Origin of the sequence: Phyllobacterium zundukense, from assembly GCF_025452195.1 — a bacterium.
Lineage (GTDB): Bacteria > Pseudomonadota > Alphaproteobacteria > Rhizobiales > Rhizobiaceae > Phyllobacterium > Phyllobacterium zundukense_A.
Genome location: NZ_CP104969.1, coordinates 17291 through 43252 on the forward strand (window position 1 = coordinate 17291; position 25962 = coordinate 43252).

Annotated in this window: 17 protein-coding genes and 1 pseudogene; 2 read left to right on the forward strand and 16 right to left on the reverse strand. The window is 55.8% G+C overall.

Annotated elements, in window-relative coordinates:
- Positions 1-3: 3 nt before the first annotated feature.
- The 16 genes from N8E88_RS00100 to N8E88_RS00175 form a co-directional block, all read right to left on the reverse strand.
- Complete coding sequence (locus N8E88_RS00100) at positions 4-1773, reverse strand: CDC27 family protein (RefSeq protein WP_262290479.1); 1770 nt, start codon at positions 1771-1773, stop codon at positions 4-6.
- Positions 1770-2609, reverse strand: a complete 840-nt coding sequence (locus N8E88_RS00105; RefSeq protein WP_262290480.1) for a glycoside hydrolase family 16 protein — start codon at positions 2607-2609, stop codon at positions 1770-1772. Before N8E88_RS00105 ends, N8E88_RS00100 begins: the two co-directional genes overlap by 4 nt.
- Complete coding sequence (locus N8E88_RS00110; protein ID WP_114430622.1) at positions 2606-3946, reverse strand: polysaccharide pyruvyl transferase family protein; 1341 nt, start codon at positions 3944-3946, stop codon at positions 2606-2608. Before N8E88_RS00110 ends, N8E88_RS00105 begins: the two co-directional genes overlap by 4 nt.
- Before the next feature lie 2 nt (positions 3947-3948).
- Positions 3949-6666, reverse strand: a complete 2718-nt coding sequence (locus N8E88_RS00115; RefSeq protein WP_262290481.1) for a glycosyltransferase — start codon at positions 6664-6666, stop codon at positions 3949-3951.
- Between the two features lie 156 nt (positions 6667-6822).
- Complete coding sequence (locus N8E88_RS00120) at positions 6823-8352, reverse strand: DUF6212 domain-containing protein (RefSeq protein WP_262290482.1); 1530 nt, start codon at positions 8350-8352, stop codon at positions 6823-6825.
- A 259-nt stretch (positions 8353-8611) separates the two neighbouring features.
- Complete coding sequence (gene galE, locus N8E88_RS00125) at positions 8612-9631, reverse strand: UDP-glucose 4-epimerase GalE (RefSeq protein ID WP_262290483.1); 1020 nt, start codon at positions 9629-9631, stop codon at positions 8612-8614.
- Between the two features lie 123 nt (positions 9632-9754).
- Entirely contained in the window at positions 9755-10942 is a 1188-nt protein-coding gene (locus N8E88_RS00130) for a polysaccharide pyruvyl transferase family protein (protein WP_262290484.1), read from the reverse strand.
- Between the two features lie 36 nt (positions 10943-10978).
- The gene (locus tag N8E88_RS00135; protein ID WP_262290485.1) at positions 10979-12307 is read right to left on the reverse strand and encodes a glycosyltransferase family 4 protein; all 1329 of its coding nucleotides are present in this window, start codon (positions 12305-12307) and stop codon (positions 10979-10981) included.
- Positions 12304-14544, reverse strand: a complete 2241-nt coding sequence (locus tag N8E88_RS00140; RefSeq protein ID WP_262290486.1) for a hypothetical protein — start codon at positions 14542-14544, stop codon at positions 12304-12306. Before N8E88_RS00140 ends, N8E88_RS00135 begins: the two co-directional genes overlap by 4 nt.
- A 17-nt stretch (positions 14545-14561) precedes the next feature.
- Entirely contained in the window at positions 14562-15335 is a 774-nt protein-coding gene (locus N8E88_RS00145) for a hypothetical protein (protein ID WP_410010499.1), read from the reverse strand.
- Positions 15336-15345: 10 nt separating this feature from the next.
- Complete coding sequence (locus tag N8E88_RS00150; RefSeq protein WP_262290487.1) at positions 15346-16605, reverse strand: glycosyltransferase family 4 protein; 1260 nt, start codon at positions 16603-16605, stop codon at positions 15346-15348.
- On the reverse strand, positions 16602-17447 hold the full coding sequence (locus N8E88_RS00155) for a class I SAM-dependent methyltransferase (protein ID WP_262290488.1): 846 nt from the start codon (positions 17445-17447) through the stop codon (positions 16602-16604). The genes N8E88_RS00150 and N8E88_RS00155 overlap by 4 nt, the downstream gene beginning before the upstream one ends.
- Positions 17444-19717: a glycosyltransferase family 2 protein gene (locus tag N8E88_RS00160; RefSeq protein ID WP_410010506.1), complete on the reverse strand. Its 2274-nt coding sequence runs from the start codon at positions 19715-19717 to the stop codon at positions 17444-17446. The genes N8E88_RS00155 and N8E88_RS00160 overlap by 4 nt, the downstream gene beginning before the upstream one ends.
- A 69-nt stretch (positions 19718-19786) precedes the next feature.
- The gene (locus N8E88_RS00165; RefSeq protein ID WP_262290490.1) at positions 19787-20446 is read right to left on the reverse strand and encodes a calcium-binding protein; all 660 of its coding nucleotides are present in this window, start codon (positions 20444-20446) and stop codon (positions 19787-19789) included.
- 293 nt (positions 20447-20739) lie between these two features.
- Entirely contained in the window at positions 20740-22158 is a 1419-nt protein-coding gene (locus tag N8E88_RS00170) for an HlyD family type I secretion periplasmic adaptor subunit (protein ID WP_262290491.1), read from the reverse strand.
- Entirely contained in the window at positions 22155-23924 is a 1770-nt protein-coding gene (locus N8E88_RS00175; protein ID WP_262290492.1) for a type I secretion system permease/ATPase, read from the reverse strand. The genes N8E88_RS00170 and N8E88_RS00175 overlap by 4 nt, the downstream gene beginning before the upstream one ends.
- A gap of 200 nt (positions 23925-24124) precedes the next feature.
- Here N8E88_RS00175 and N8E88_RS00180 point away from each other — a divergent pair.
- Positions 24125-24695, forward strand: a pseudogene (locus N8E88_RS00180) (MarR family transcriptional regulator).
- A gap of 44 nt (positions 24696-24739) precedes the next feature.
- Positions 24740-25960 carry a glycosyltransferase family 4 protein gene (locus N8E88_RS00185; protein ID WP_262290493.1) on the forward strand — a complete coding sequence of 407 codons (1221 nt, stop codon included), beginning with the start codon at positions 24740-24742 and terminating at the stop codon, positions 25958-25960.
- The last annotated feature ends 2 nt before the right edge of the window (positions 25961-25962 follow it).

Sequence of the window (25962 nt, forward strand, 5' to 3'; positions counted from 1 at the left end):
TTGCTACTTGGATTTGGCTGTACCAGCTTGGCGCGTTTTTTGTGCACGTAGCCGTGCCAGGGTGTTCTCTGCCCATTGCCAATCCGGCGCAAGTTCGGTGCTTCGGACTGCAGCGTCGATAGCTTTGTCGCGTTGGCCGTTCACCTCGTAGAGTTGCGATCTTAGCATGTAGACTTCCGCGCGTTCACGTGCCTGGAAGAGTGTTTCGAGCAGGCGATCTGTGGCAATCAGACCCTGTTCCGGATTGGTCTTGCTGCGAACGCGAAGGTTGGCAAGCTTCAGCAGCGGCCAGGTCCATTCGGGCCTCGCATCGGACGCACGCACAAACGCTTCAGCAGCATCTTCGATATTGTTCAAAGCTTCATGGCAGCGCCCGAGCAACTGCCAAGCATCGGACGAATCCGGTCGGCGGGCAATGTATTCGCGCAAGGCATCAATGCAGGGCTCATATTTCTGTTGCCGGAACAGGACCTGCGCGAGCTGATAGTTCCACCAATCGACGCTGCGATCGAGTTCGATGGCTTTGTGCAGTTGCGCTTCAGCCTCCTCAGGGTGTTCCAGCCGCATCAGGGTCAAGGCCAGTTGATGCCGCGAGCGCGCATTCCATGGCTCGGAGCTGACCGCACGTTCCGCGTAAATGCGCGCTTCATCGAGCTTCTCACCAAGCCGGGACAATTCGACCGAGACCGTGTGCTGTGCCTCAGGATTGTCCGGATGTCGGTTTTTCAGCTCTGCAACAAGATCGGGAGGGACGGCTTTGCCGCTATGTGCGGACAACAGTGCCTGGTAGACAGCGCGAACCGGGAAGATTGCCGGATCGATGCTGGCAGCTTGTTGTGTTGCGAACGCCAAATCTTCCTTCGACAGAAGCTTCAGCTTGGTGCGAACCACCGAAGCATAGGTGAAGCGCGGCGTATCGATGGGTGGCTCGATCAAGAAGCGTTCGACGAATTGCGACAGAACAACATCCGGCTGGTAGGCTTCGATCAACTCGCGATCAAATGATTTGCCGTAGACATAGACGAGCGTGCTGAAACTCTCCTTGAGGAACGGCAACAGGTTGCCGCCAAAGGAATCGCCAAACATTACGCAGCGCGGCAGTGTCGTGTCCTTGTTGACAAAAACCCTGATCCTTCCGCGGTTCGGAATGCGGTTGTCGAAGGCGAGGCGGCCAGCGGCGCCTTCGATGCGGGCAGACAAAGTGGGCGCCGAGACAGGTGGTTCGAACTTGATACCCAGATCACCGATATAGGAGACCTCTTCAAATGCCACGCGCGAGCCTTCGACCCGCAGCGGTTCGATGCCACTATTTGAAAGGCCTGCGCAAAAGGCCTGATAGCCGATATAAGCCCCAAATCCGCTCCAGTGCGTATCACTTTTCGGATAGGTCAATCCTTGCATTTTCCCCGCACGGATCGCCTCAAGAGGATAAATAATTTTCCGTGCGCGCTGCGGACCAAGGGCAGCCATGATCTGGTGGATGGGGCGTTGTTCGGCAATTTCCACCCAGTCCGGAAGTTGTTCCGAATAAACAAGCTCCTTGTTCGGAGCGACGAACATCAGATGTTGAGCACCGACAGAAGCTACATATTGATCGCGTTCAAGGATCAGTTTTCGCCAAGCGTCAACACCCTGCTGACCCAGCAAATGACGGCCAGTGATCTGGTCGATAACGCGATTTGAATCATGGTCGAGAAAGATCCAGCCATCCTTGCCCAGGAGATATTTCTTGCTTTTGTCAGCGCGTGACGTGGAAACGAAATCATCACTCATGAACACCTCCAGAGCGGCACGTCCTGCCACTCGCTGTTTTGGAATACGCGAATGTTCTTGACCGAGGTCGCCGCGCCATCCACATCGCCGTCATCCTTACCGGCGAAGGACGCGACCGCATTGCTGAACAGAAGCTGCGCAGGCGTGTGTGCGAAGGTGTTGCCGACCTCGTAAATTTTCCGGTCGTCAAAGAAGAACTGGAACCGATCCTTGCTCCACAGCATGCCATAGCGATGGAAAGCATCGGCCAGTTTCAAGCGCGGGCGGTAGGTCTTGGACAAAACCTGCCTGTCAGGTAGCCAGCGACGCGCCGTCACTTGAACCGAATTTGGGTACTTGGCTTCTGCCACGTCGAGCTCAAAGCGGGTATCGCCCTCACTCTCGCGCACGGAGGTAAGCCAGAACGCGTTGTTGACGCCGGGCTCATTGGCGATCTTCATTTCACACTCGAAATAACCGTAGCATTGGCGAAAATCGCGCGTTCGCACATACCCGCCGCTGAAAGGCCGCTTGTCATTCAGCTTGCCTGTATTGCGGCCAAGTTTCAATGAAAGCCCGGCACCCGAAATCGCAACATTCCCGGGTATCCGGACGCTCCTTGTCTCTCCGCCGCTGTCACTAACCTTGATCCAGCGTTGATCGAAGCCGGCATTGTCGGTGAAATCGTCATTGAACGAGAGTTGCCATTTGCCCTGCGCGCGTTGGAGCGGAGCGGGAATATCCGAGCAAAGCGCGCGAGCAAGTGCAGGCCGCGCCAGCAATCCAGCCGAAGCAATCCCCAAGCCAGCAAGGCTCAGGAAGGAACGTCGGCTGAATTGCGCGCGGCTCCGCGTCATACGGCCGCCTTGGCTGGAGCTTCCTTGAGGCTGCGCAGACTGGTTTCGAGATTCCAGGCGCGGTTGCGCAGGGTCTCCACCTCTCCAGTCATGAAATCGATCTCGCTACGGAACCATGCCACAGCTTCATGGATGTTGTGCGGAACCTGAACCAGATTGGGTACCGAGAGCGGCTTGTCTGCAGGTGCAGCCACAGGCTTTGGCAGCACGTGGTTCAGCTTGTTCTCGGTCAGGAAGCGATGGTACTCGGCATAGTTCAGGCGATAGATATGCTGGACTTTGGAGAAGTCCGCCTTTTCAAGCATTTTCTCGAGATTGATCGGAAGATAGTCCTCGATCTCGATCGATGGAATTGCAAACAGCGAGGACAATTCCCGAATACGCGAATCATAGGTGAAGAATACCGCCGGAATTCCCTGATGCAGGGCTATGACATTGCCGTGCAGCCGGAAACCAACCATTACATCCACATTTGCAGCTGCGTCGGCCGCCCATTCTTCGATATCGAAAAAGGCGCTCATGCGATTGTTGAGCATCTCTTCCGCCTCGGCGTGGCCAAGCAGATTGAACTTGGTGAGGATGGCCTTGATGTTGTCCTGCTTCTCCTTGCCGGAGGAGAAAATAGCAAGCGTCTCTTCGCGTTCCCCCTGTGAGTATAGTTTACTCGAAGGGCGCTTGGCGACTGCATCGATCAGCGCGCGCTGCATCCGGTTAGTCTTGGTCGCGTTGCTGGCGTAGTCGGCAGAAAGATATTTATTTAGTGTCAGGCCGACGCGGGCAGTTGCCGGATCGATGGATTTGATTGTGATCGAGGGGCGCAAGGAACGGTAGAAGCTCGGGCAGCCGATCACCCGCACATTCTTGATGCCGAGATCGTTGAATATCTCCGCGCTGTAGAAGCCACGAACGCCAATCGTCTCGCATTTGTCGGCGATGACCTTCCACGCCTCGACGGTACCTTTCGGCACGTTGAGCTTCTTGTATTTTCCGGCCTGTGCGCCGACGCCGATGGCGACGACCGGGCCTTTCAGCTTCTTGAGCAGTGGTACGACATGGGCGAGATCGACGGTTTCCGTCAGATAGTTCGAACCGCGCACGACCGTAGCATCATAAGTTCCGTCTTGCGGCCAGAGCTTTTCGTTGCCGGCGTGCGAGAACTGCACGTTCTTGATGTCGTCGTAGGCGAGGGCCTTGAGCGTGGCGTCATAGACGAGAACGTCGCCTGTGTTGATGCCACCCTTGTTGAAGGCCGCGAGCGGGTCCTCAAACTTCAAATAGGCGGATTTGTTGCCAGGCTTGACCGCGGCGCCACCATTCAGAACAAAAAGTTTCTTCATCGTTAGTTCCTCAAATTATGCATGTGGGCTGATCCGGCAGCAGCGATCTGCAGCGGCCTGATTTCGGAAATTTCGTCACGCTGTTTTGGCGCTGCCTCGCGCGGAAACCGCTCGAAAGATGGTATCCGCTCGGGCGTGGTTGGCGCTGTCTGTTCGACAAGCTTCAGGGTTGTCTCCACCGGGAGGGTGGGAAGCCGGTCAGGGAACCATGACTTCAACTGGTTTACCAGCGGTTCGACACTGTATTCCCACATGAGGGAACCGCCGCGCTCTGCAGCAGCTTCAGACAGGCGGCGCAACGCAGCGGGATCCTCTGACAATGCCATGATGATTTCAGTCAGTTCCCGGCTGATAACGTTGTCGTCCGTCGACTCGATCAACAGGCCATCGACACCGTGGTCGATGAGTTCGCCGACCGCGCCGACTGACGTTGCGATCGGTACACAACCCAGCCGCTGAGCCTCGATAATGGTCAAGGGTGCACCTTCCCAGCGCGACGGCAACACCACCACGTCGGCCCAGGCGAAGGCTTTGTTCAGGTGCCTGCTCGAAAAGACTGGCGGTTCAACGTGAACGCCTATTTCGGCAAAACGTTCTTTCCACGAACCTCCGGCGCCAGCGTCCATGACATCGCTGCCAATGATTTTCCAATCGATCGGTGCTGAGCGATGGCGCAGGTCGCGAACAGAGGCGAACAATCGCTCGATACCCTTTTGAGCGTCGAGTCGACCCAGGAAAAGCACGTTCAGTCTGTCGCGTTGCGGCCTGTTGCGGCGCGCTGCGAGGATAGCTTCCTGGTCCTTGGAGGAAAGTGCATAACTTGCGGCATTTTGAATGTGCATGAGTTTGGCATCCGGGACGCCCATGCCATGCAACCACTCCGCCATATCCCTGGAGCAGGTCAGGATCGTGTCATAGACGTGTTCGAAGGCGAGCGTGAGGTAAGGATGGCCCGCATCACGGCCCATTTTCGATTTATCGAGCACGTGAACATAGTTCAGCACCTTCATGCCGCGGCGGCGAAGTTCACCGAGCATGGAATTGACCGGGGCTGCCTGGTTGTTGATCACCACATCCAGCCCCGCGAGAAAGCCCATGATCAGCTCGGCCTTCGCGGCCTCGTCATGGCCCATCAACAAATCATGCCCGGCAAACTGATTGGGTCCGCCCCAGAGCGGGTAATCATCTGCGAGGAAGTTAACCGTCTTGAACACGCCATCGTTTTCGGGAATGCGATTATAAACCGGCTTGCCAAGCAGGAAGAGGTGGACTTCGCAGCCTGCGTTCTTCAATGCCTGCGCCACAGCATAGGCGACTTTTTCGACACCGCCGAAGCTGCCAATGGGTAAAAGAAATCCGACGCGCAGCGGATTGGACGCATGGGCGAGCCTTGGCATTACTGGCCTTGCGCCCACAGCATGCCGCAACAATTCGAAATAGCGGCTGCGATTGGGGAAATAGACGGAACGCCAGAGCCAGCGGTTTCTGGACTGCAATCGATAGCCGGAATCGCGCAGTGCCCCCAATGTAGCCAGAAGAGCATTGGTGGGGGACAAGGCAGTACTTTGCATTTCTCTCGACGTGAATGGCCCGCTGATGACGATTTCGATCACATTGGGACTTGGAACCGGCTTGTGCAGTGAGCGCGTCCAATCGTCGGATGCGTCATCTGCGCAGGTTGAGAAAATATCGAATGTACACATCCAGCCGAAAGGCTTGTCGGCAAGTGGCTCCGCGTCGCTGATCTTGCGTATGTCAATGCCGACCTTGGCGTTGTTCCGCTCGAAGCGAATGGCGACGAAATGGTGTTTTTGAGCAATCCGCTCGCCCAGCCACAGCAGATTGTGGATCAAGCCGAGTCGGGTCAGCGCCTCTCTGTGTGCCGCCGTCATCCACAATAGAAATGGTGGAACACCGAAGGTTTCCGGTTCAGCCTTCGCTGCCCAGAAACGCGTGACAAAATCCTCCAGGCTGCACTTGGCATGCTCGACTGTCGGATCGGTGAACAGATCCACCGCATAAGTGCCCATGCCGATCGCAGCATAGCGCGGCGTTTCCTCGTGTTCCCAGGCAAGCAGGGTTTCGGCGGCAAAGAGCTTCTTATGCTTCTGCCGGATGTAGGTCAGAATGCCTTCTCGCGTGCGATTTGAATCGCGCAGCATGCTCTCGGCGCGCTGACGGTATTCGAAACCGAAGAAAGGATAGTTCGCGCCAAGGAAGCCGCGCCCGATCGCCTGTAGCCAGAAGTCCCAGTCCTCAAAACCAGCTTTCATGCTCTCATCGAAACGCACGCCGGCATCGAGCATACGCCGCGAAACCAGACTGCCGGCTTCGCATATATTGTCGAAGGTCAGGTGCAGCAGGCGCGAGTACTGCGTTGTGTAATTTCCATTCCACTCGATGCCGAACTTGTCGATATTCGGATAGATCCAGTCGACCTTGTCGTCCGACTTCATGAATTCGAGAATGTCGCGGATCGCAGTGCGTGTAATGCGGTTGTCGGCGTCAAGAAAATAGACGGCTTCGAGATCCGGGAAATTGCGGAGCGCAAACTCGATGCCATAGTTACGGGCTGAACTCAGCCCTCCATTGGCCTTGCGCAGGTAAAAGACGTTTTCATGTGCCAGCGCATAAGTCCGCCCGATTTCGCCGGTTTCCGGATAGGGACAACCATCGTCGATGATCACTGCCGCGATACCGAAAGGCGCTTCCTGCGCCAAAACGGATCTCGACAGCTTCCGCGAGAAGCACAGAGTGCTTGTAGGCCGGTATGAGCACTGCCACCCTAGTCGGCGGTGGACTATCCGGGTCGATATCGGACGGCAATTGCGTGGCGATCTGTTCTCGGAGACGGCTGATCTGGTCCAGCATGAAAATTATCCGTTGACCATGAGGCTGATGTTGCGGAATTTCGCCCAGGCGAAAGCGTTGTCTCCCGGATTGTCCTTCATTCGGGTAGCGATGTAGATGTTTTGCCACACGCCAACCTGCTCGGTAATGAAGGCGTTGAGCCGCGGCTCTTCACCCGGCGCAACACTAACCCAACCTGAAAATCCTTCTCCGGCGCCGGGTGTCCGTTGCTCATCTAATAGCTGACGCGCAGTACGAATGTCGCTCGCAATTACCAGGGCGAAATCAACATCCTTCGATTCTTCATTATCGATGACTGCACTGGACGAGATGCGCAGGATATTGGGTGGGCAGGCAGCCGGTATATGGCCGATCGTTATACCGGTTGATGGCGGATGACAGCCAATGGCTCTTTCTTCGGGCAGAGGAAGGATGGCCGCGAAATCGAACGAGATCTCGTCCGTGTTGGACAGGTCCGCCAGTTCGAGAATGCCGGTTGCCATCGGCATTTCCCGAAAGCCGCCGTCTCTTGTGTCCTGGGATTGAGCCGGCAAATAGTTCGCCCAGCTCGGAAGCAGAACTCCTGGCATGCCGCACCATATCTGCATGGCAAGGCTGTTCTTCAGCAGCGGTGTGTCGTTTGCCGCGTCTCGAACCTGAAACATGTCGAGCGGCTGAAGTCCGCCAAGTGACAACAGTGGCATTTCATCGTCCATGCTCTCGATACGAAGGCGCAGGCTCAGCGTTCGCCGCAAGCCGGCAAGCGTGCGCGAGAGGCCGAGATAGTTCCAGCCCTGACCAAGTCTTGAAAGCGGCACTACCCAACTCTCGACAACACACATGTCTTCCAGCGTGACCAACTGGGCATGCAGAGTGGCGTCGCCGCGTTGCATCAGACGTTCGAAATGGATGGCAACGGCGCTGACGCCTGCACTGGCGACTGGAAGGATTTGCGATACCCCTTCGAATGACGCATCGGCCAGAACGTTGGAACGCGACGAACTGCGGACCGGCTCGTTTGAGAAGGCGAGGTCGAAGGGTTGCAACCCCTGCCTGTCGACAAAACTCTCGACAGCAGCAAACCTATTCTGCAGATTGTCATTCAAAGTGCGCAAGGCAAGCAATTCGCGATTTGACTGCGTGATTTTCCTCGCTTCGAACACCACTAAGCTCGCGAGCTTCTGAATAATCAAACCTGCCGTCTCAATCTCCCGCCCGGCATGCCATTCAAAAACAGTTGGTTCGTCGACTACACCACGGCTTTTCAACCAGTCTAGTAGTCGCTTTTCCCGGCCCCGATGAACGGGATTGATGAGAACAGCCAGCGTGCACAGGGGCGCCTCATGCATCTCGAATTTCCTGCCGGATGCATCCGACAACATTGCCGCGTCATCCTTGACACCTTCGAAACCCAGAATTTTTATAGCTTTCGATAGGCCCTCGGGCAGCTCGTCATAGTCAATGCCCATGCGAAGCAGGATCGGTTCCTTCAGCAAGTCAATTTCTCTCAAAGATTTCGCAACCGGCGAAAGCTTGTACGAAGTCTGAACCGTCATTTCCCTAATCCTTGACCAACCACAGGCGCTGAACCGTGTCTCTATACAAATAGAATGGCAGATTGATGAAGCTTGTCACATAAATATATTGCAGCGCAACACTAAAATATTTGATCGCGTGCGTTTTTATTCTTCACGTAACTTACAATCATTGTGAAAGTAATTTATTTCAAAATTCAAAGTATTTACCGGCGTGTTGCCTGTTACTATAGCAGCGCCGGCGTTTCGAACGTCGTCGCTGCTGTACCCATGGAAATGGCTAGACGGCAATGAGCTTTCCCGGCGCGTCATCCGCTCTCAACGATTGCAGTTTTCGTTCCCAAGCAAGAGCATCCCCAACGATCAGGTCAAGATCGGCACGCTTGGGTGAGAAACCAAATTCCTTGCAGACCCGATCATTACCAGCCACCAGAATAGCCGGATCACCGGCACGTCGGGGCGCCATGCGCACAGAAAAATCAACACCCGACACGCGCTTGACCGCGTCGATGATCTTAAGCACGGAGTAGCCATAACCATATCCGCAATTGGCGGAAGTGCTTTTGCCGCCAGCTTCCAGGTAATTGAGCGCACAGAGATGCGCCTGAGCCAGATCGCTGACGTGAATATAATCGCGGATACAGGTTCCGTCGGCTGTCGGGTAGTCCGTGCCGTAAACCTCGATATGAGAGCGTTCGCCCGTCGCAGCCTGGCTGGCGATCTTGATCAGGTGGGTTGCGCGCGGAAACGACTGTCCGGAACGCAGTTGTGGATCGGCGCCGGCCACGTTGAAATAGCGCAGCGCAACATAGTTGAAATCCGGATGAGCGGCTGCCGCGTCGCGCAACATCCACTCCGTCATCAGTTTTGACGTGCCATAGGGCGAAATCGGTTGATGGGGCATTTCTTCGGTCATTGGCGTCTTCTCGGGCTCGCCATAGACGGCGGCTGTGGACGAAAAAATGAAATGCTCGATACCTTCGGCGATAGCCGCCTCGATCAACGCGCGCGACTGCACCGTGTTGTTACGGTAATAGAAAAGCGGCTCGCGCACGGAATCCGGCACAACGATAGAGCCGGCAAAATGCAGGATCGCGGTCACTCCGTGCGTGCGGATCACATCGCGCACGAGCGCCTGATCGCCGACATCGCCCTCGATGAACGGGACGTCTTCGGGCACCAACCAGGAAAAACCGCAGCTCAGATCATCGAGCACGACAACGGATCGTCCCGCGTCTTTCAATGCGAGCACCATATGGCTGCCTATATAGCCTGCACCACCTGTAACAAGAACGGTCATTGGGGAAACTCCTGAAATTCTGTTTGAGGGATTGTTTGTAAGGATCTGGCTTTTGCCAATTAGCGAATTCTGGTTAGACCTCCCCAACCCTGCTGCGTTCCCCCCATGAAAGTCGCGCTGGTATCATGCAACCCGGCGAACCGAATCTGGCACCTGCTTATCCGTCTCCACCATTTTGTGATCCACACCGTTTTCCGTCAGAAACCGGTACATTTCGCCATAGGTCCGGTACCAGGCCCGATTGTATTTGTCGAAGAGCGACTGGTCCCAATAATCCTCCAGCCTGAACTTCCCGCCGCTGAATACATCGAAACTCGGAATTTGATAGGTCTCTGCAAACTCGACGGTGCGGCTGTCATAGGTGAAATAGATGGAAGGCACACCATTGGCCAAGGCCATGAGATTGCCGTGCAGCCGATAACCGAGAACGAGTTCTTTTGTCCGGACGAGGCTCTCATAATCGGCGACGACATCGGAGTAGAAAATGCGCTCGCGGTAGAGCTTTTCAACCGTCTCATCCAGATACCAGTCGGAAGCCCATTTGTTTGCTTTCAGAGCTGCAATCGCTTCTTCCTTCTGGTCATCTGTCCCGAAAACCAGTTTTTTTTCTTCAACTTCACCCTGGGCCATCAGGGTCGCATCGAAGCGACCTGCCATTTCCTTGACGAGATCGCGATGAAACGTCAGGTAACGCTCTATATCCTGAGCGTAGGTCGGTGAGACCTCACGCCGGATGGTGATCCCGATATTTTGCACCTCATCAAGCCGTGGCAGGTTTATCCGCATCTCGGGATCGTTGCGGCGAAATGCGGTCGGACAGCCAATGATGCGAACGTTCTTAATGCCGATATCGTTCATGACCTGTGCAGAATAAGCTCCACGCACACCGACCGAAATCGTTGAGTCCGCTATCACCTTCAGAACTGTCTTCGTTTGCTCGGAGAGTTCCAATTGGCCTTCGACTGGAGCTTGAGCCCCTATGCCAAAGGCAATCACCGGTAAACCGAGCCGCTTCAGCACCGGGATGGCATCGGTCCAGTCCATGTGCTGGTGAACATAGTTCGAGCCGCGAAGAATGACGTAGTCATATTCCTCCCGCAGGCGATCGATGTGATCCATGTTCGCATTCATGATCGGCAATTCAGCCTGCTTTTCGTAGTTCATCAATTTCAACGACGAATCGAAGACAAAAGCGTCGCCGATATTATGGTAGTGATTGATACTACGCTGCACATTGCTGTGCTGATACCAGCGAACACTGTCGTGATCGTAGACCTCGCCCGATGGGATCATTACCAGTACACGTGCCATGGGGTTTCCTTCTCGTGGCGTTGAAAGCTGGCGAAATCAGCTTGCTTGCGAAAGAACGACATCGGTCCTTGCGGCTATGTTGATTGGCTCTTGCTGGCCAGATTTGAGCAGGTCGCCATAGAGAGCTACGTGCTCTTCGGCACAGTCGATGTAATTCGTCGGCCGGCGGGCACTATGATGAAGACGGTCCCAAATCAATGGATCACACAATACCTCTGTAAAACGGTCGGCAAGATCTTCGGCGCTACGAACACGGAAATGCAGGCCATCTTCGCCATCGCGTACTTTTTCGGCCATCCCGCCAATATTGGAGCAGATGATCGGGCGGCGATGATGCAATGCTTCCTGAATGACAATCGGCGAATTCTCCCACCAGATTGAAGGCATCACGACCCAGTCGACCGATTGCATCAGGCGTGGCATTTCAGCGTTCTGATAGGCACCGTAGAAGCGCACCCGCGAGCCGGCCTCTCCGATTAGCTTTTCCATACGTTCCTGAAATTCGCGCGGCTGTTTTTCGAGATTGCCGCCGAAAATCATCAAGCGGGAATCCGCACCCCACGTCTCTTCCGGTACACGGGACACCGCGTCAACGAGGACATCTATGCCCTTATAAGGTGTCATCTGTCCGAAATAGGCAAAACGGTTGCGGCGCGGTTTTGGGCCCGTCAGCTCTCTTGGCGGCGTCACGCTTTCAATCGAGATGCCGTTCTCGATCACGTGCAACTTGTCCGGATCGAGACCCCATTCCGCGTATTTCCGGGCAAGAAACACACTCGGAGCAACGAAGGCGTCAGCAAGTTCAAGCATTCCGCGGACAAAACGTTCGCGTTTCAGAAAGCGCGCGGGAGGAACGTCGGGAAAACAGGCGTGACAGTCGATCGGCGATGCCTCATTGCAGAGCTTCGACGAACCGGCTTTTACCATCTGACCGTCATTGTTGCAGATCGACAGATATTCATGGAACGTCACGAGGATCGCCGTATCGGGCAGGGCCTCGCGGATGGCGTAAAGCGTTTCGAGGCCTAGTCCCATCACGTGATGAAAATGCACGACATGCGGGTTGAGATCGCCGACAAAGCGCAAAAGATCGCGGCGAATTTCATCGGTGTTGTTGTTCGACAGATAGAAGTGGTCGTATTCGTCCGCGTGAAAAAGAATCTCATCGCTGCTGCGGCGCATACTCATCAGCGCCGTCGTTCCATGGCGCGGTATTGGATGACTTGCCCGCGCCAGATACACGGATTGCACGCCGGGCAACGTATTCAGCCCTTTGTGCAGATTGTAAGATGCGATCTCTCCACCGCCGAGGGAGATGCTCGGATGCGCATGCGAAATCACCAATACCCGGAGTTGTTCGGTCATACCGCTGCCTCCGTCGTTGTCACGCGATCTTTTGTAAGAATGTTTGCCCAGCGCGCATCGAAGACCTGGCGGTCGATACGCTCGATGAGCGCGATAGTTGACGCCTTGTCTGCAACGGAAATGTCGTCGGAGCCCAGCATCTGGGCTGATGGCAGCCAGTAGGATTTCAGTCCGGATTGCTTGAGCTTCAGACCGAGGTCGAGGCCTTTTTCATGCGTACCAAGATATCCGCGCGTAAACCCGTCGACAGAAAACAACGCCTCTCGCGGCATCACGCAACATTCGAATGTCGCGGTCGCTACCTCCGTCGTTACCATTCCAGTTACGGCATCAATGGGATAACCGGCATAACGGCTGATCAGGGCACGGTCGGATTGTGCGCCCGCAACCCATGTTCCAGCCCAACGGATCGAATCATCTTCGTAGGCAAGAGTGGGGGAGAGGACGCATTCCTTGCGCGCTTCATAGGCTGCCAGCAACTTGCTGAACCAGCCAGGATTGCGCGGAAGCAGCGAGGCGGCGAGAAAAACGACCGTCTCGGTGGAAACAGCCCGGGCGCCCACCTCCAGAGCATCATAAAGATCTTCCGATCCACTAGCCGAAACGAGGCGCAGATGCAGACCGTAGAAATCGGCAAGCCGCCGCACCTGCACCCCGATGCGATCGACAATCTCTGTCGCCGCTGCAATAACGATGGGTGCCCGACGCGTTTCGGGGTCGAGGGCGAGCAAGGCAATGAGCGGCGCGATCTCTTCTACGCGCTCATCAACACCAATAATCAGCGCCGGTCCAAGGACGTCCTCGAACGAGCCGAGATCGACCACACCAAAAATTTCAGGGGCAGGGCGGTTCACGCCACGCAATAGCGGCACGAGTTGTTGATCGACGATATGCCGTAGCGCCCAAGCGTTCGGGTCGATAGCGCGAATCTGACGGACCACCGCATCACGCGACGTGATACGCGTCGGCGTCAAAGGCATGAATGCGCGCCGCCCATCGCTCAGACCAAGCTCCACATAGAACGGTGCAGAGCTGTCCCCATCGAGTTCGGGTGCGAAGGCAACGAACCCGTGCGCGTGGCGATTGGGATCAAGCCCAGCGTTGAAAGGCGGCTTATTGTCAAATTCCCGGGTAACATCAGGCCTGTCGATACGTGTCCAGTTTGCGTCAAGTTGCGTCTCGCCGCGATGCCGGCGCAATTTAACATCGCCTACATGATTGTCGGGATCGAGCAACCAACCGGAGACAAGCAGACCGCTACCCTCGACACGAAACACGTGGTCGATGCCCATGCGCACCGGGAAGGGCAGGCTGGAGATCGTCTCGGTTCCATCGAAGCGATTGGCAGCCGAGCGCATACGAAGGAGAATCTCGGTCGAGCTGCGAACGCGAGGCAAAATCGCTCGCACGTGGTTGGGCGTCTCGCGCGCGCCCGCAATCATACGGCGGTCGTAAACCTCGGTGAAGCGCCAGCCGCGACGCCCCCGAAACAAAAGACGTTCGATGTCGTTCGGCTCGACGATTTCATTAGCGAGCAACAGTCCAGCAAAACCTGATGATTGTTCGTTTAGATCCGGCCGTGCGAAAACACTGATCGCACATTCGGCAAGTGAAGGCGACCGACCGCTGATCAGAAGCCGTGTGACGGAAGGCGTCAGGTCCTGCGCCCAGCCTTGCACAAAAATCTCGCCCTCGTCGCTGCCGCCGATCAGTTCGATGCAACCGTCGGAACGTGCGCCCGCTTGCAAAAGGACGGTAATCGCGGAGAGCTTCTTGCGGCCGATCGGTCCAGAAATCAGGCCTTCAACGAGTCCGTCAATGACTGAAGGCAAGCTGGAACCGGCAAGGTCTGTGATCATGGCGATCAGCTCGCCAGTCGAGGCGGCGCGGCTGGCAAAAGCATAACGCGTCACGTTTGCCTTGTGCTGGAACATAATCGTCTTCAACGCGCCACGGCGCAGAATATTGGTCGGAACAATCGCCACAAACCCGTGGGTACCGGCAGGAGACGCATCCTTCAGCGGCCAGCTTACAAGTGTCACCTTGACGCTCATGGCGGGATCGCCATTGAGAAACACCGTGGCCTGTTCGAAAGTCAGGCTGCCGATGCCGAGTACAAGAACAAGCGTGTCGTCAATGGGACAACCAACCACGGTCTCGCCTTGCATCACCACGGGGAGGCGCTCCGCGGCTTTTCCGGTCTTTATCGGCAAAACGTTTTTGTCGTCTCGAAGCATTCAAACCTGCTCCATGATCAAGGCATGACTGACATTGACAGAATAGCCCCGGCGGCAAAGCCTACGAGAACGAACAAAAGCAGAATCAACGGCTTAACGTCGCCACCGGAGCGTTTTTGCAGTGACTCCATGCGCTTTTCCAGACCTGCTACGACGCCGTCCATTCGCATCAGATGAACATCAAGTTCCGTCAGGCGCTGGTTGACGTCACCGCGGAGATTTTCAATCGAATTGCTCACATCGGCGGCGTCGACTGCAGTGCTGCCGCCGGATCCATCAATGACCGGCGCAATGCGCTGCAACGAGCGCTGGTTGACCTGCAATTGGCGCTGTGCCGCCATCAACATATCGAGCTTGTCGAGAATACGCGTCATCGGCGCAGCGATCAGGGCTTCGGCGGCCTGTTCATCAGGCTTTGGTACGCGTAACGCTTGTTCGACACCTGCGCCGTTTATGGCAACGACCACCAGTTCACCAGCGCGCATCGCAGCGAATTGCGGCAACATCACATCGAATGCATGCCCGCCATCGCCGATACCGGAACGCTTCAAATCCGGGCGGTCCTTGTCGGCCACAGCTTCTGCGATAGGCTTGCCATCCAGAAGCACGCGAATAGTCAGTCTCTTGGTCGGCGCGGCAGGATCGAAAGCCCAACCGAACAAACGGCCGTCATCGATAGCGTCGACCCGTCCTTTTGTCGGTTCCATTTTTTTGGCCTGCGTATTGTCCTGTTGGGGAACGGCACCCGGCTGAATTGGCGCCTGTGCCGACACATTTGTGATTATTGACATAATGGTCCTCTCAGGCTGCTTCGACATGTGCCGGACGCAGCGTCCCGATCAAATCGAGATAACGCACAGCCGTCATGTCGATTGTGTCGGGGTGGCGAGCCCCAAGGACAAGACTCTGGTGTAAGTCAGGATCTTCAGCGATACGTCGGATGGCGACCGCCAGCGCCATGGGGTCATTAGGCGGGACGGTCAGCCCGTTGACGCCGTCTTCAATCATCTCGGCCATCCCACCGATATTGCTCGTGATCACCGGGCAATCCTGGCCCTGCGCTTCCTGGATCACCAGCGGTGCATTTTCCCACCAGATCGAAGGCATGATCGCGCAATCGACTGTGGCGATCAGACCAGCGATATCTTCGCGCCGGTAAGCGCCGCGGCGCTGTACGGTGGGTGACGTTTCAGCGAAGAGGCGATCTATATCGGCAACGAAACTTTCGCTCTGAAACGGCGCCGCTCCATGGACCCGCAGCTCGAATTCGAAACCCTCGGAAATCAGCTGCTTTGCTGCTTCGAGCAGGACAGTCGCACCTTTCCACGGATTGAGATTGCCGAAATAGCCAAAAATCGGCTTGGTACGCTGTGTGACCTCTCGCCTCTTGACTTCAGCCCGTTCGGGCTGACCATTGGGGATCACGCTGATCAGGTGTTCGGAAATGCCCCAATCGACATAGCGCTGCTTGAGGAATTCGCTCGGCGACACAAAGCCATCGACAGCACTCAATAAAGATTTCAGATGGCGTTCACGCAGCACGAACTTGTCGAGGGCAATTTCCTTGAAACAGCCGTGGCACCGGTCCGGACTAGCACCGTGGCATAGTTCCTTGTTTGTTGTGCGTACCATCAAACCATCGTGGTGACAGATCGGATAATAATCATGCAGCGTCATGACGATCCGGCATTCGGGCAAGGTGCGGCGGACAATATGGGGAAACTCCGCGCCCAACAGCAGGAGATGATGCAAATGCACGACATCCGGCCGGAAATCTCGCAGGAGTTCCACGATGTCCGGAACGATGCCATAGAGATCGACCTGGCTCATGAAAAACCGGTCGAAGTGCCCCGACCACAGCAAAATTTCATCGCCCTTGGTGCCGATGCTCTGGAAGCTCGTTCCCGGTCGTGCCTCACGGTGAATATGATTGGTCGCGCCGAGAAAGAGCGCTTCACATCCGGCCCGCTGATAGGCACGGAAAAGGTCGTGGGCGAATATTTCCGTGCCGCCTGGGTGCAAAGCCGGATGATTGTGTGCAGCGACGAGTACACGGGTCATCGACCGCCCCTATCGAGTTCGGCCACAAACAGATCCTGATAATGATCCGAAGGGACACCGCGCCAGTGACCGAATGACTTGGTTGTAATCGACAAACCGGCACGCGTTAGCGCACCATCCAGAAATCCATCGTCGAAACCCACGGCAGCCAGCGGCGGCAACTCTGGAACGAACCAGCACGGACCTTCATCGTAACGCTGAAATCCGAGCCGCACATCACGCTTTTTCAATGGATTCTCAGAAGCGACCTTATCAACGACGAAGCATGTCATGAACAGGCGGCCACCCGGCGCAAGAACCCGTTCTACCTCGCGCAGATAGGCGCTCACCTCTTCATCAGGCAGATGGGTGACGACAGACGTCATGATGATGAAATCGAACTGCCGGTCTTCATATGGCAAAACGAGTTCAAGCCCGTCGATCGCACCCTTCGGATTATACAGCGAGTGGGCAATATCCAGATGGCGGAATTCGAAGTTGGAATAGACCGGGCTGATCATCTGCCGGCACCAGTTGATGCCGCCGGCAACCGGATCGATGCCGCAATAGCTGCCTTTTACAAAGTCGAGATACTGGGTCAGCGGGACAGCCATGCGCCCGATACCACAACCGATATCGAGCACCCGGCTATCCGGCCGCAAACCGCCCTTGCGGATGAAATGACCGAGGAACTCTGCGCCAACGGCCTGGAAATTGCCGTCTCCGACGAAAATGCTATCCGGGTCAGGACAGGGTAGAAACCGGTTGCGCAGGACGGCTTCTATCAGCCATTCAACGTGATCGTTATTGAAAGCGGGGGCAGGTTCGGTAAAAGCTGTCTTGAGTGCAATAACCTCAGTCAAGCGGCGCTCCTTTCAGACTTTTCCTTGACGAAAGAAGTGACAGTGTCCCCGTTCAGTTGATCGGGTACCGCTTCATCGAGATAGGTCGTCATTAATTCAGCAATGTCGTCATCCCAGCGCTGTGTATGCAGCCAGGAATTATATTGGCTCGCGAGACCGCGCATGTAGTCGCTGCTTCGACGGATAGATCGGCGTTCGAAGTGGTAGAGAGCAACATTCGGCTCGTAAGCCACCTGGAAACCGATCTGCCGGATTTTCAGGCATAGGTCGCTATCCTCGTAGTCTCCGATGACGTAGTCCTCGGTGAACCCGCCGACCAGATCATAAATGTCCTTGCGGGTAACGAGGCAAGCGCCGGTCACGCCCGGCACTGTCCGCGCAACCTGAGCCGGCGAATAGTAGCCAGGCATGCCTTTGTAAAAATGGTGATTGAGCCAGACGCCGCGCTGGTCGCGGGCAAAGTACAGCCCCGCATGCTGCAGGGAGCCGTCCTCGAAAAGCAGTTTCGGCCCGATCGCACCCAGCTTCTTCTCTTCGAACAAGGGCCGGGTGAGTGTGTCCAGCCAGCCCGAACCGCAGGGGACAACGTCGGAATTCAACATTACCAGCATGGTGCCTGTCGCAAGACTCGCACCGGCGTTGCAGGCACGGGCGTAGCCGCTGTTGCGATTCATGGTGGCAAGCTTCATCGGCAAATCATGCAGGATATGCAGTCCGCCGAGCATGTGCTCTGTGTCGTCCTGGATTTCAGGAGAATCGAGCACAAAGATTACCTCTGCATTCTCTACAAGCCAAGGATCGGTCGCCATGGCCGAAAGCTGGAAGCGCAAAAAGTCGAGGTTGCGATAGAGGGGGATTACGATCGAGATCAGGGGGGTTGCCGGTCCCACGCCGTATTCCTTGATATCCGCAATTTTCACTGTTTGGCCGAGCTTTTGTTCGACCTCTTTCAGGGCCGGCGCAAGGATGTTTTCGAATACCTGGCTACGGGCGTGCTGCGGCGGTACCGCCCGCAAAATGCGGTTACGCTGTGCCGATGGTTCAAACGGCTGCATTGGCGGCACCAGCATCGCGGTTGCACCGGAGACGAGCCGCATCTGAAAGCGCGGCTGCAGCAATGGTCCAAGATTTTTGGTTTGTGGCAGCCAGGCGACAAAACCCGTGACGTCGGCGCCAAGTCCATCTCCGCGTTCGCCCGTCTTGCCGGGAAACTTGTAGAAATTGGGCTGGAGGGGCAGAGCGCTTCCATCTTCCGAAAGATATTCGATACGGGCTAACATCGCTGCGGGATCGTGAGTCCAACCGCCAACGAGCAGGCCACCATCTAGTGCGATCGCGAGATCGATTTCAGCCGCAGGCTGCGTTCCTGACTTTGCGATCTGGCGAACGGGCAACGGCGCGCGCATCTGCATATCGATAGCAATAGCAACGCCAGGACCTGGGGTCAGTGCCAGTTGACGCACGAGGAATTCGCGCAATTCCATATCGTTCTGCCGCTTTGGCCACCACTTGGCAAAATCAGGCTGGCCATCGCTGTCGGATAATTTGCGGACGGCGATACCGTTTTTCCCCGAAAACACAAAGTGCAACGATTGCGGTAATGCGCGGGCGGATTCCACAAGGAGATGGCACGACTGCCAGCCATTTTTGGTTTGGCGCCCCAGACCCAGTTTCGTCGGCAGCGTAGTTATGGAATTGGCGCTGATTGCATAGATGGCAGTAACATCGCCAAGGTCCGGATCCAGTGCGCTTTCCAACAGGTGCTGGCCATCAATCGGCTGACCACAGCCGCGCACTTGCCGCGGCTCTGGCGTCAACGCCAAGGTGATTTCGCGAACAACGCTGGCAAAAATGGGATTCTGCGACAGGCGAAAGGCACTGCGCCATGTGCTCAGCATATTATTGAGCAGCTTGATATGTCCGGCAGCCGAGAGATTATCGACGGCGCGGTCCACATCGAAAGAGCCAAGCTCAACTGCCGGATAAAGAACAGCCTGCTCGGTCGGCCCGAGTGCACCAGCCGATAGGGTGAGACGAATCGGCTCGTCCTTGGTGCGCACGGCCCAGAGAATACGCTGGCCGCCGGTTCCAAGGGGAATGTTCAAGCTGATGAGCGGAACGAGCGGTTCCGGTGTCTCCAGCGTACATTTCGTTGACGCCCGTATGGAAGCCGGAAGGTCCCAGATCACGACGGCCACATCTGCACAGAGACGCGAGATTGAAATGCTCTCGGTATCGCCTGCAATATCCGTCGAATGGTCGAGGTTCAACACGCTGCCCTTTCATTCACATCGGAAGAAGCGTGCCCGGCCGAAGGGCAGGGCACGCCATAATCGCTATCAATGAACGACGAAGTAGTCGCCTGGATGTTCCGTGACATCGTCGGCATTGACGCCAACGAGTGTGACGGAATCACCATGACCGAGATCGACGACAACATTGCCACCGACCTGCGTGACACGATCGGCAAGATCGTCAGCCGAATGAATATCCTGCCCGTTGATACCGCTGGAGATCTGGAGGACGTCTTCACCAGGGGTAAAATCGAGCACGACGTCGTTACCACCGCCGCCAGTGAACAGGAATACATCACTGCCTGCGCCGCCAATGAGCGTATCATTGCCTGCGCCGCCAAAGAGAGTGTCGTCGCCGGCACCACCGGAAAGAACATCGTTTCCAGCATCGCCGAACAAGAGGTCCGAACCGGCACCGCCGGTAAGAACGTCATCTCCGTGACCACCGAAGAGAACGTCATTTCCCTCGTTACCGCTCAGTATGTCGTTTCCATTATCGCCGAAGAGGACGTCAGTTCCCTCGCCGCCGAAAATCGAGTCGTTGCCGTTGCCGCCAAACAACAAATCGTCGCCAGCGTCACCAAATATCGAGTCATTTCCGTTCGAGCCAAAAACAACATCATCACCGCCATTGGCGTGGATGAAGTCGTCAAAACGCGAGCCAAACAAAACGTCGTCGTAGGCGCCGCCTTCTAAAGTGGCCATCTGCTTCTCCTTCTGTCCTGCTTTGAGTCTACAAATTGCCGGAAAGATTCCGACGATCGATGCTTAAACGATTGTGCGCTGCACCAAATCGAATTGCAATCTAGACTAAGAATATAAATGTGGCAATCCATAGTAACAAATTATTGCGTCGATGTATTATGACACTTTTATATTAGAATCTATAATTCCTGTTTAAAGCAAAACTACTTGTTATATCGTGTTGTATTAAGCGTAATTTAATTTGAAATTTGAAATATCGCAAAATATGGTGCGCTGCAGTGCGAACTTTCTAATTAATCCTCTCTGAAGGCACGGTTAAAGCTGTCGGAGATCGGAGAAATGAGGTACTCAATCGCTTTGCGCGGCTTGTGCACGATCAGCACCTCGGCCGGCATACCAGGGTAAAGTTTGATCGTCGGGTTGGACGCCAGTGATTGAGTGGCGATTTCCGCACGTGCCACGAAGTACGCCGTATCGGTCTTTTCATCGATAACCTGATCCGCGGCCACATAAGTGACTTTTCCATCGAGTGGCGACAGCGAACGCTGGTTATAGGCCGTAAGGCGAACCTGCACCGGCGAACTGACAATCACGCTGTCGATGTCGCGCGGGCTGATCTTCATTTCGACAACCAGCGGTTCATTCTCCGGCACGATATCGAGTATGGCTTCGCCAGCGGCCACCACACCGCCAGGTGTACGCAAGCGAATATTGGCAACGATGCCCGCCTGCGGCGAACGTATTTCGACACGGCGCATGACGTCTTTGGCCGCTACGATACGCTCCTCGGTATCGGCCAACTCAACCTGGCTCGTCGTGATTTCTCCGGCGATCTCCGACTGCAGATCGCTTTCAATGCCGATGAGGGAAAATTCCGCGCCCGCCTTGGCCTGCTCCGCCTTGGCTTTGTCACCCGCATACTCACCGCGGGTTCCCGCGAGTTCGCTCAGTCTGGTATCGATTTCGGTCAACTTCGATTTCTGGGCAAAGCCTTTTTTCACAAGCCCGGCGATCGCGTCCCGTTGCTCAGTGATAAGTTCGATCTGCCGGTCAGTCGCTGCTATCTGCGCATCTGACGATTTCGCTTGCTCCGTATATTGTTCAATAGTTTTCTTCTGGATGTCGACGCGGCTCATTTTCTGCGCGTAGCGTTTCTCAAAGAATATCCTCTCAGCTCTTATGGCGCTCTCGGCGGAAATATCGCCCATTTCGCCGAAGTTCTGCGGGAATGCGATTTCGGTTTCTGCTGCCTGCTCGGCACGCAGTCGCGCCAACTTTGCGATCAGCCCCACTCGCCGGCTCTGCAGGGATTGCAATTCGGACCGTGCCTTGGTGTCGTCAAGCCGGATGAGTGGCTGACCTACTTTCACCTCATCGCCTTCCTGCACCAGCAGACGATCGAGGATACCACCCTCGAGGTGGCTGACTGTCTTTCGCTTCGAATCGACGATCACAGTCCCGAGCGAAACGGCAGCACTACCAAGTTCTGCAGAATAGGCCCATCCAAAAAACCCGCCAAACGCGATCAAGATTGTCGATGTGCCGGCGATAATCAACTTGCGCAGGGGGGACTTTCTATCTTCCTGCTCCAGATCAGTGACCCATTCCGGACGGACGGACCCAAACTTCGTGGGAACGGTTTCGCCGCCCGACACGGTACGCGGTGCCAACAGTTGAGGGGCGCGTTTCTGCAGATTTGTGTTGCCCGTCATGATGCGGTGGCTCCCATTTTAGGACCGGTCGGGGTGATGGACGACACTACGTCCGTGCGGGGGCCGAACTGTGTGATACGCCCGTTCTCCAATACAAGCAGCTTGTCAGCCACCTGCATGATGGTTGGGCGGTGGGCAATCATCACCACGATTGCTCCATCATCGCGGGCTTGTTCGATCGCACGCATCAGCGCTCTTTCGCCGACTGCATCGAGATTGGCGTTCGGCTCATCGAGCACGATCAGGCGAGGACGATTGTAGAGGCACCGGGCAAGGCCGATGCGTTGACGCTGGCCGCCGGAAAGTGTCAACTTCCCATCTCCCACCGGTGTATCGTAACCAAGCGGCAGCCGTCCGATCATTTCATGGACATCAGCGAGCCGAGCCGCTTCGAGCACCCGATGCGGATCGCCGTCGCCCATCCGCGCGATATTATCCTGGATAGTGCCTTCAAGCAGTGCCACCGATTGCGGCAGATAGCCGGCAATTTCTCCGAAGGAGCCGCGCTCCCAGAGATAGACATTGTTCCCATCGAGGAACACACCGCCCGACGTCGGCTTGACGATCCCGATCATGAGTCGTGCAAGTGTCGATTTGCCGGCGGCGGAAGGGCCGACAATGCCAAGAACTTCGCCCGGCGACAGGCTGAAGGAAATACCCTTGATGATCGGCATCTCGACACCCGGAGCCGCATAAACCAGCTTGTCGATGATCAGGTCGCCATGCGGCCGGGGGGTTGGCATCGTCTGCCGCACGGCAAGATTCTGTGCAAGCAGGGCCTGGATGCGCTTCCAGTTGCCAACGGCATTTACCCATTGACGCCAGGTCTCGACGACATGGTCGAACGGCATCAGCAAACGGCCAACGATAATGCTGGTCGCGATCATTGCCCCCGGTGAGATCGCCTGTTCCATCGCCAGCAGGGTTCCTGCACCCAGCGTCGCGACCTGGATGATGAAACGCAATGTGCGGGCAATGGATGCCATCGCACGATTGCGGGTGCCTCCAAGATCGAGCAGATCCAGCGCATTCATCTGCAGACCCCGCCAGCGCCTTGCCAGAGCGGGCAACATTCCCATTGCCTCGATGGCCTCGGCGTGCCGCAGCGTTGCACCGATTTTTGAGATGGCTTCGATGTTGGCCTGATTTGCATCCTTGAGCAGGCTGCGGGTTAAGAGATCAGTAACTACGCCGCAACAAACAAGGATGATCACGCCCACGACACCGATAATCCCGAAAACCGGGTGCAGCAGGAAGAGCACGGCGAGAAAGATGGGCGACCAGGCAGCATCCAGTGGCGCGCTTACCGCCGACGAAGTCAAAAAAGTACGCAGTTCGGTGAGATCGCGCAAGGATTGCGTGGCCTTGGGAAGGCCCTGATCCACCGATGCCTGCACGGCAGCTGTCAGAATCGGCAGATTTAGCCGGCGCACAAGTGCGCTGCCCATGGCCTGAAAAGACAAAGCCCGGATAAATTCGAGAATGCCGTATACCAGCAGAGCGCCCACTGCCAGGACCGTCAGCATAAGCAGAGTGTCGGTGCTGCGACTGTTCAGCACCCTGTCATGCACCTGCAACATGTAAAGGGGTACCGTAAGTTGCAAAAGGCTGATACAGAAACTAAGTAATACGGCGTAGAGGAGACCTGCCAGAAAAACCCGGCGGGCCTTGAAAATCAGCGTTTGCGGCGTCGGAACTTCCGGCGTCTTCGCTTTTTTTCCTACATGGCTCTTGCCATTTGCATCGATTTGACGAGTATCATTCATGTGTAATTCTGCCTTGGAAATGACACAGCTGCCAGTTAGCCCCAACGACCTTGGTCTAAGACCAGAGACTAGTAAAGTAATACCGTGCAGAATGTGACAGAAAAAAGATTATATGACGGGGGAAAAAGCAAAGGAGAACGGAAAATACACTCGCAACTTACTTCAAAATTTGAAGTAAAATGACCATGGAGACAAAGATGATACAAAAACTTCTGCACGAAGGAGTGGAAGTCGAAACATCTATTGATGGATATTACGCCGCCGATTTCCCCGAAATTACAGCGGAAAAACAGGGACATAGACACCCAGTTCATACGGTCGTAGTTACACACTTCGAGCTAGCTCGAATGATCGAGAGAGTGAATCGCCGTTTCGCCAGTCTGCTCAGAACAGAAATGACGAAACTGGGGATTGAAGACGTCGGTCCGGCACAGGCGATGGTCCTGATGGCTATCGGCGACGTCGAACTTTCTGTTGGGGAATTGTTGGATCGGGGGCACTATGTCGGCTCAAATATTTCCTACTACCTGAAACAACTTGCTGATGGGGGTTACATCGACAGGGTCGCGTCCCAGCGGGACAAGCGGTCTGCAAGGATTCTGATTGACGGAAAAGGGAGAGCAGCTTTGCGCCAATCTGCGTGATGCTGGCGGGGCATACAATCGTGTTCTCGCCAGGGATGCCGATGATCTCCGCAATCTCGAAATCGCGTTCCAGACGTTGCACAGGCTCGAACTGGTTTGGGGCAATGCCGCGCGTTATGGCATCTGACTCAACTTCGATCAGTGTTCTGAGTCCCGGAAGGGGCTGATCTCATGCATGTGGCTTTTGTTCACAGGCGTGGTTTTGGCCAATTCGCAGCATTGGCTGAGCATCTGGCAACGAGCGGCCATGATGTCAGCCTTATTTGTGAGACCGTGGACCGGCGCCTCCCGTCGGTTCGCGTGATCTTGCACCGCGCAGAACCTGGCCCCCGGGCTCATTCCCGAATGGCCAGGCATTTGGGTATTCCGGACCACCATGTCCGCATCGGTCACCGTGTTGCGGAGACATTCGACGCCATGGTGCGCCATGGCGAACAGCCGGATATCGTCATCGGTCATATAGGCTGGGGCAGCATGATGTTCGTCAAGGATATCCTGCCCAAAGTGCCGGCTATCGGTTATTGCGAATTTTTCTACAAGGCGGAAGGCGCAGACGTCGGTTTTGCTCCCGACGATAATCCGGATGCTGAAACGCGCAAACGCTTGAGATTGCGCAATGTCGCGCAACTTCTTTCGCTGGAAGCCATCGACGGCGGGATCAGCCCCACCCGTTGGCAAAAAAGCCTTTATCCGGTCTCCGCGCGGAATCGGATAGCCGTCTGCCATGAAGGTGTCGATACGGAAATTTTCCGCCCCGACCGCAACGCGTCGCTAAGGCTGCCTGATGGGCGCTTGCTGAAGGCAGGTGATCCGCCGATCATCACTTTCGTCGCTCGGGACCTCGAACCCTATCGCGGCTTTCCGCAAGCGCTCGAGGCGGCGGCAAAAGTCATACGCCAAAATCCAGACGCGCTCTTCGTATTTGTCGGCGGCAATGGCGTCAGTTATGGAACACCGCCGCCCGGTGGGGGATCATGGAAGGATGCGCTGCTCGCCAGCCATGACATTCCGCCGGACAGGATTTTGTTTCCCGGAGCCATTTCGCACGATCTCCTGCGCAAGCTCTACCAGATATCAACCGCACATATTTACCTGACATATCCTTTTGTATTGTCGTGGTCGGTGATCGAGGCTATGTCATGCGGCGCCTTGATAATTGGCTCCGATACGCCGCCGGTTCAGGAAATTATCCGATCCGGGACGAATGGCCTCCTCGTGCCATTCTTTGATACCGATGCTTTAGCCGATACAATCCTTCGAGTCCTCCAAAAGCCTGAGGATTTTCTGCCGCTACGCATTGCCGCCCGCAAGACAATCGAGAATCGCTTTCGACTGGTGGATTGTCTTTCGCGGCAGAAATCTCTGATCAATTCGGTCGTCAAAGCTGCCTGACT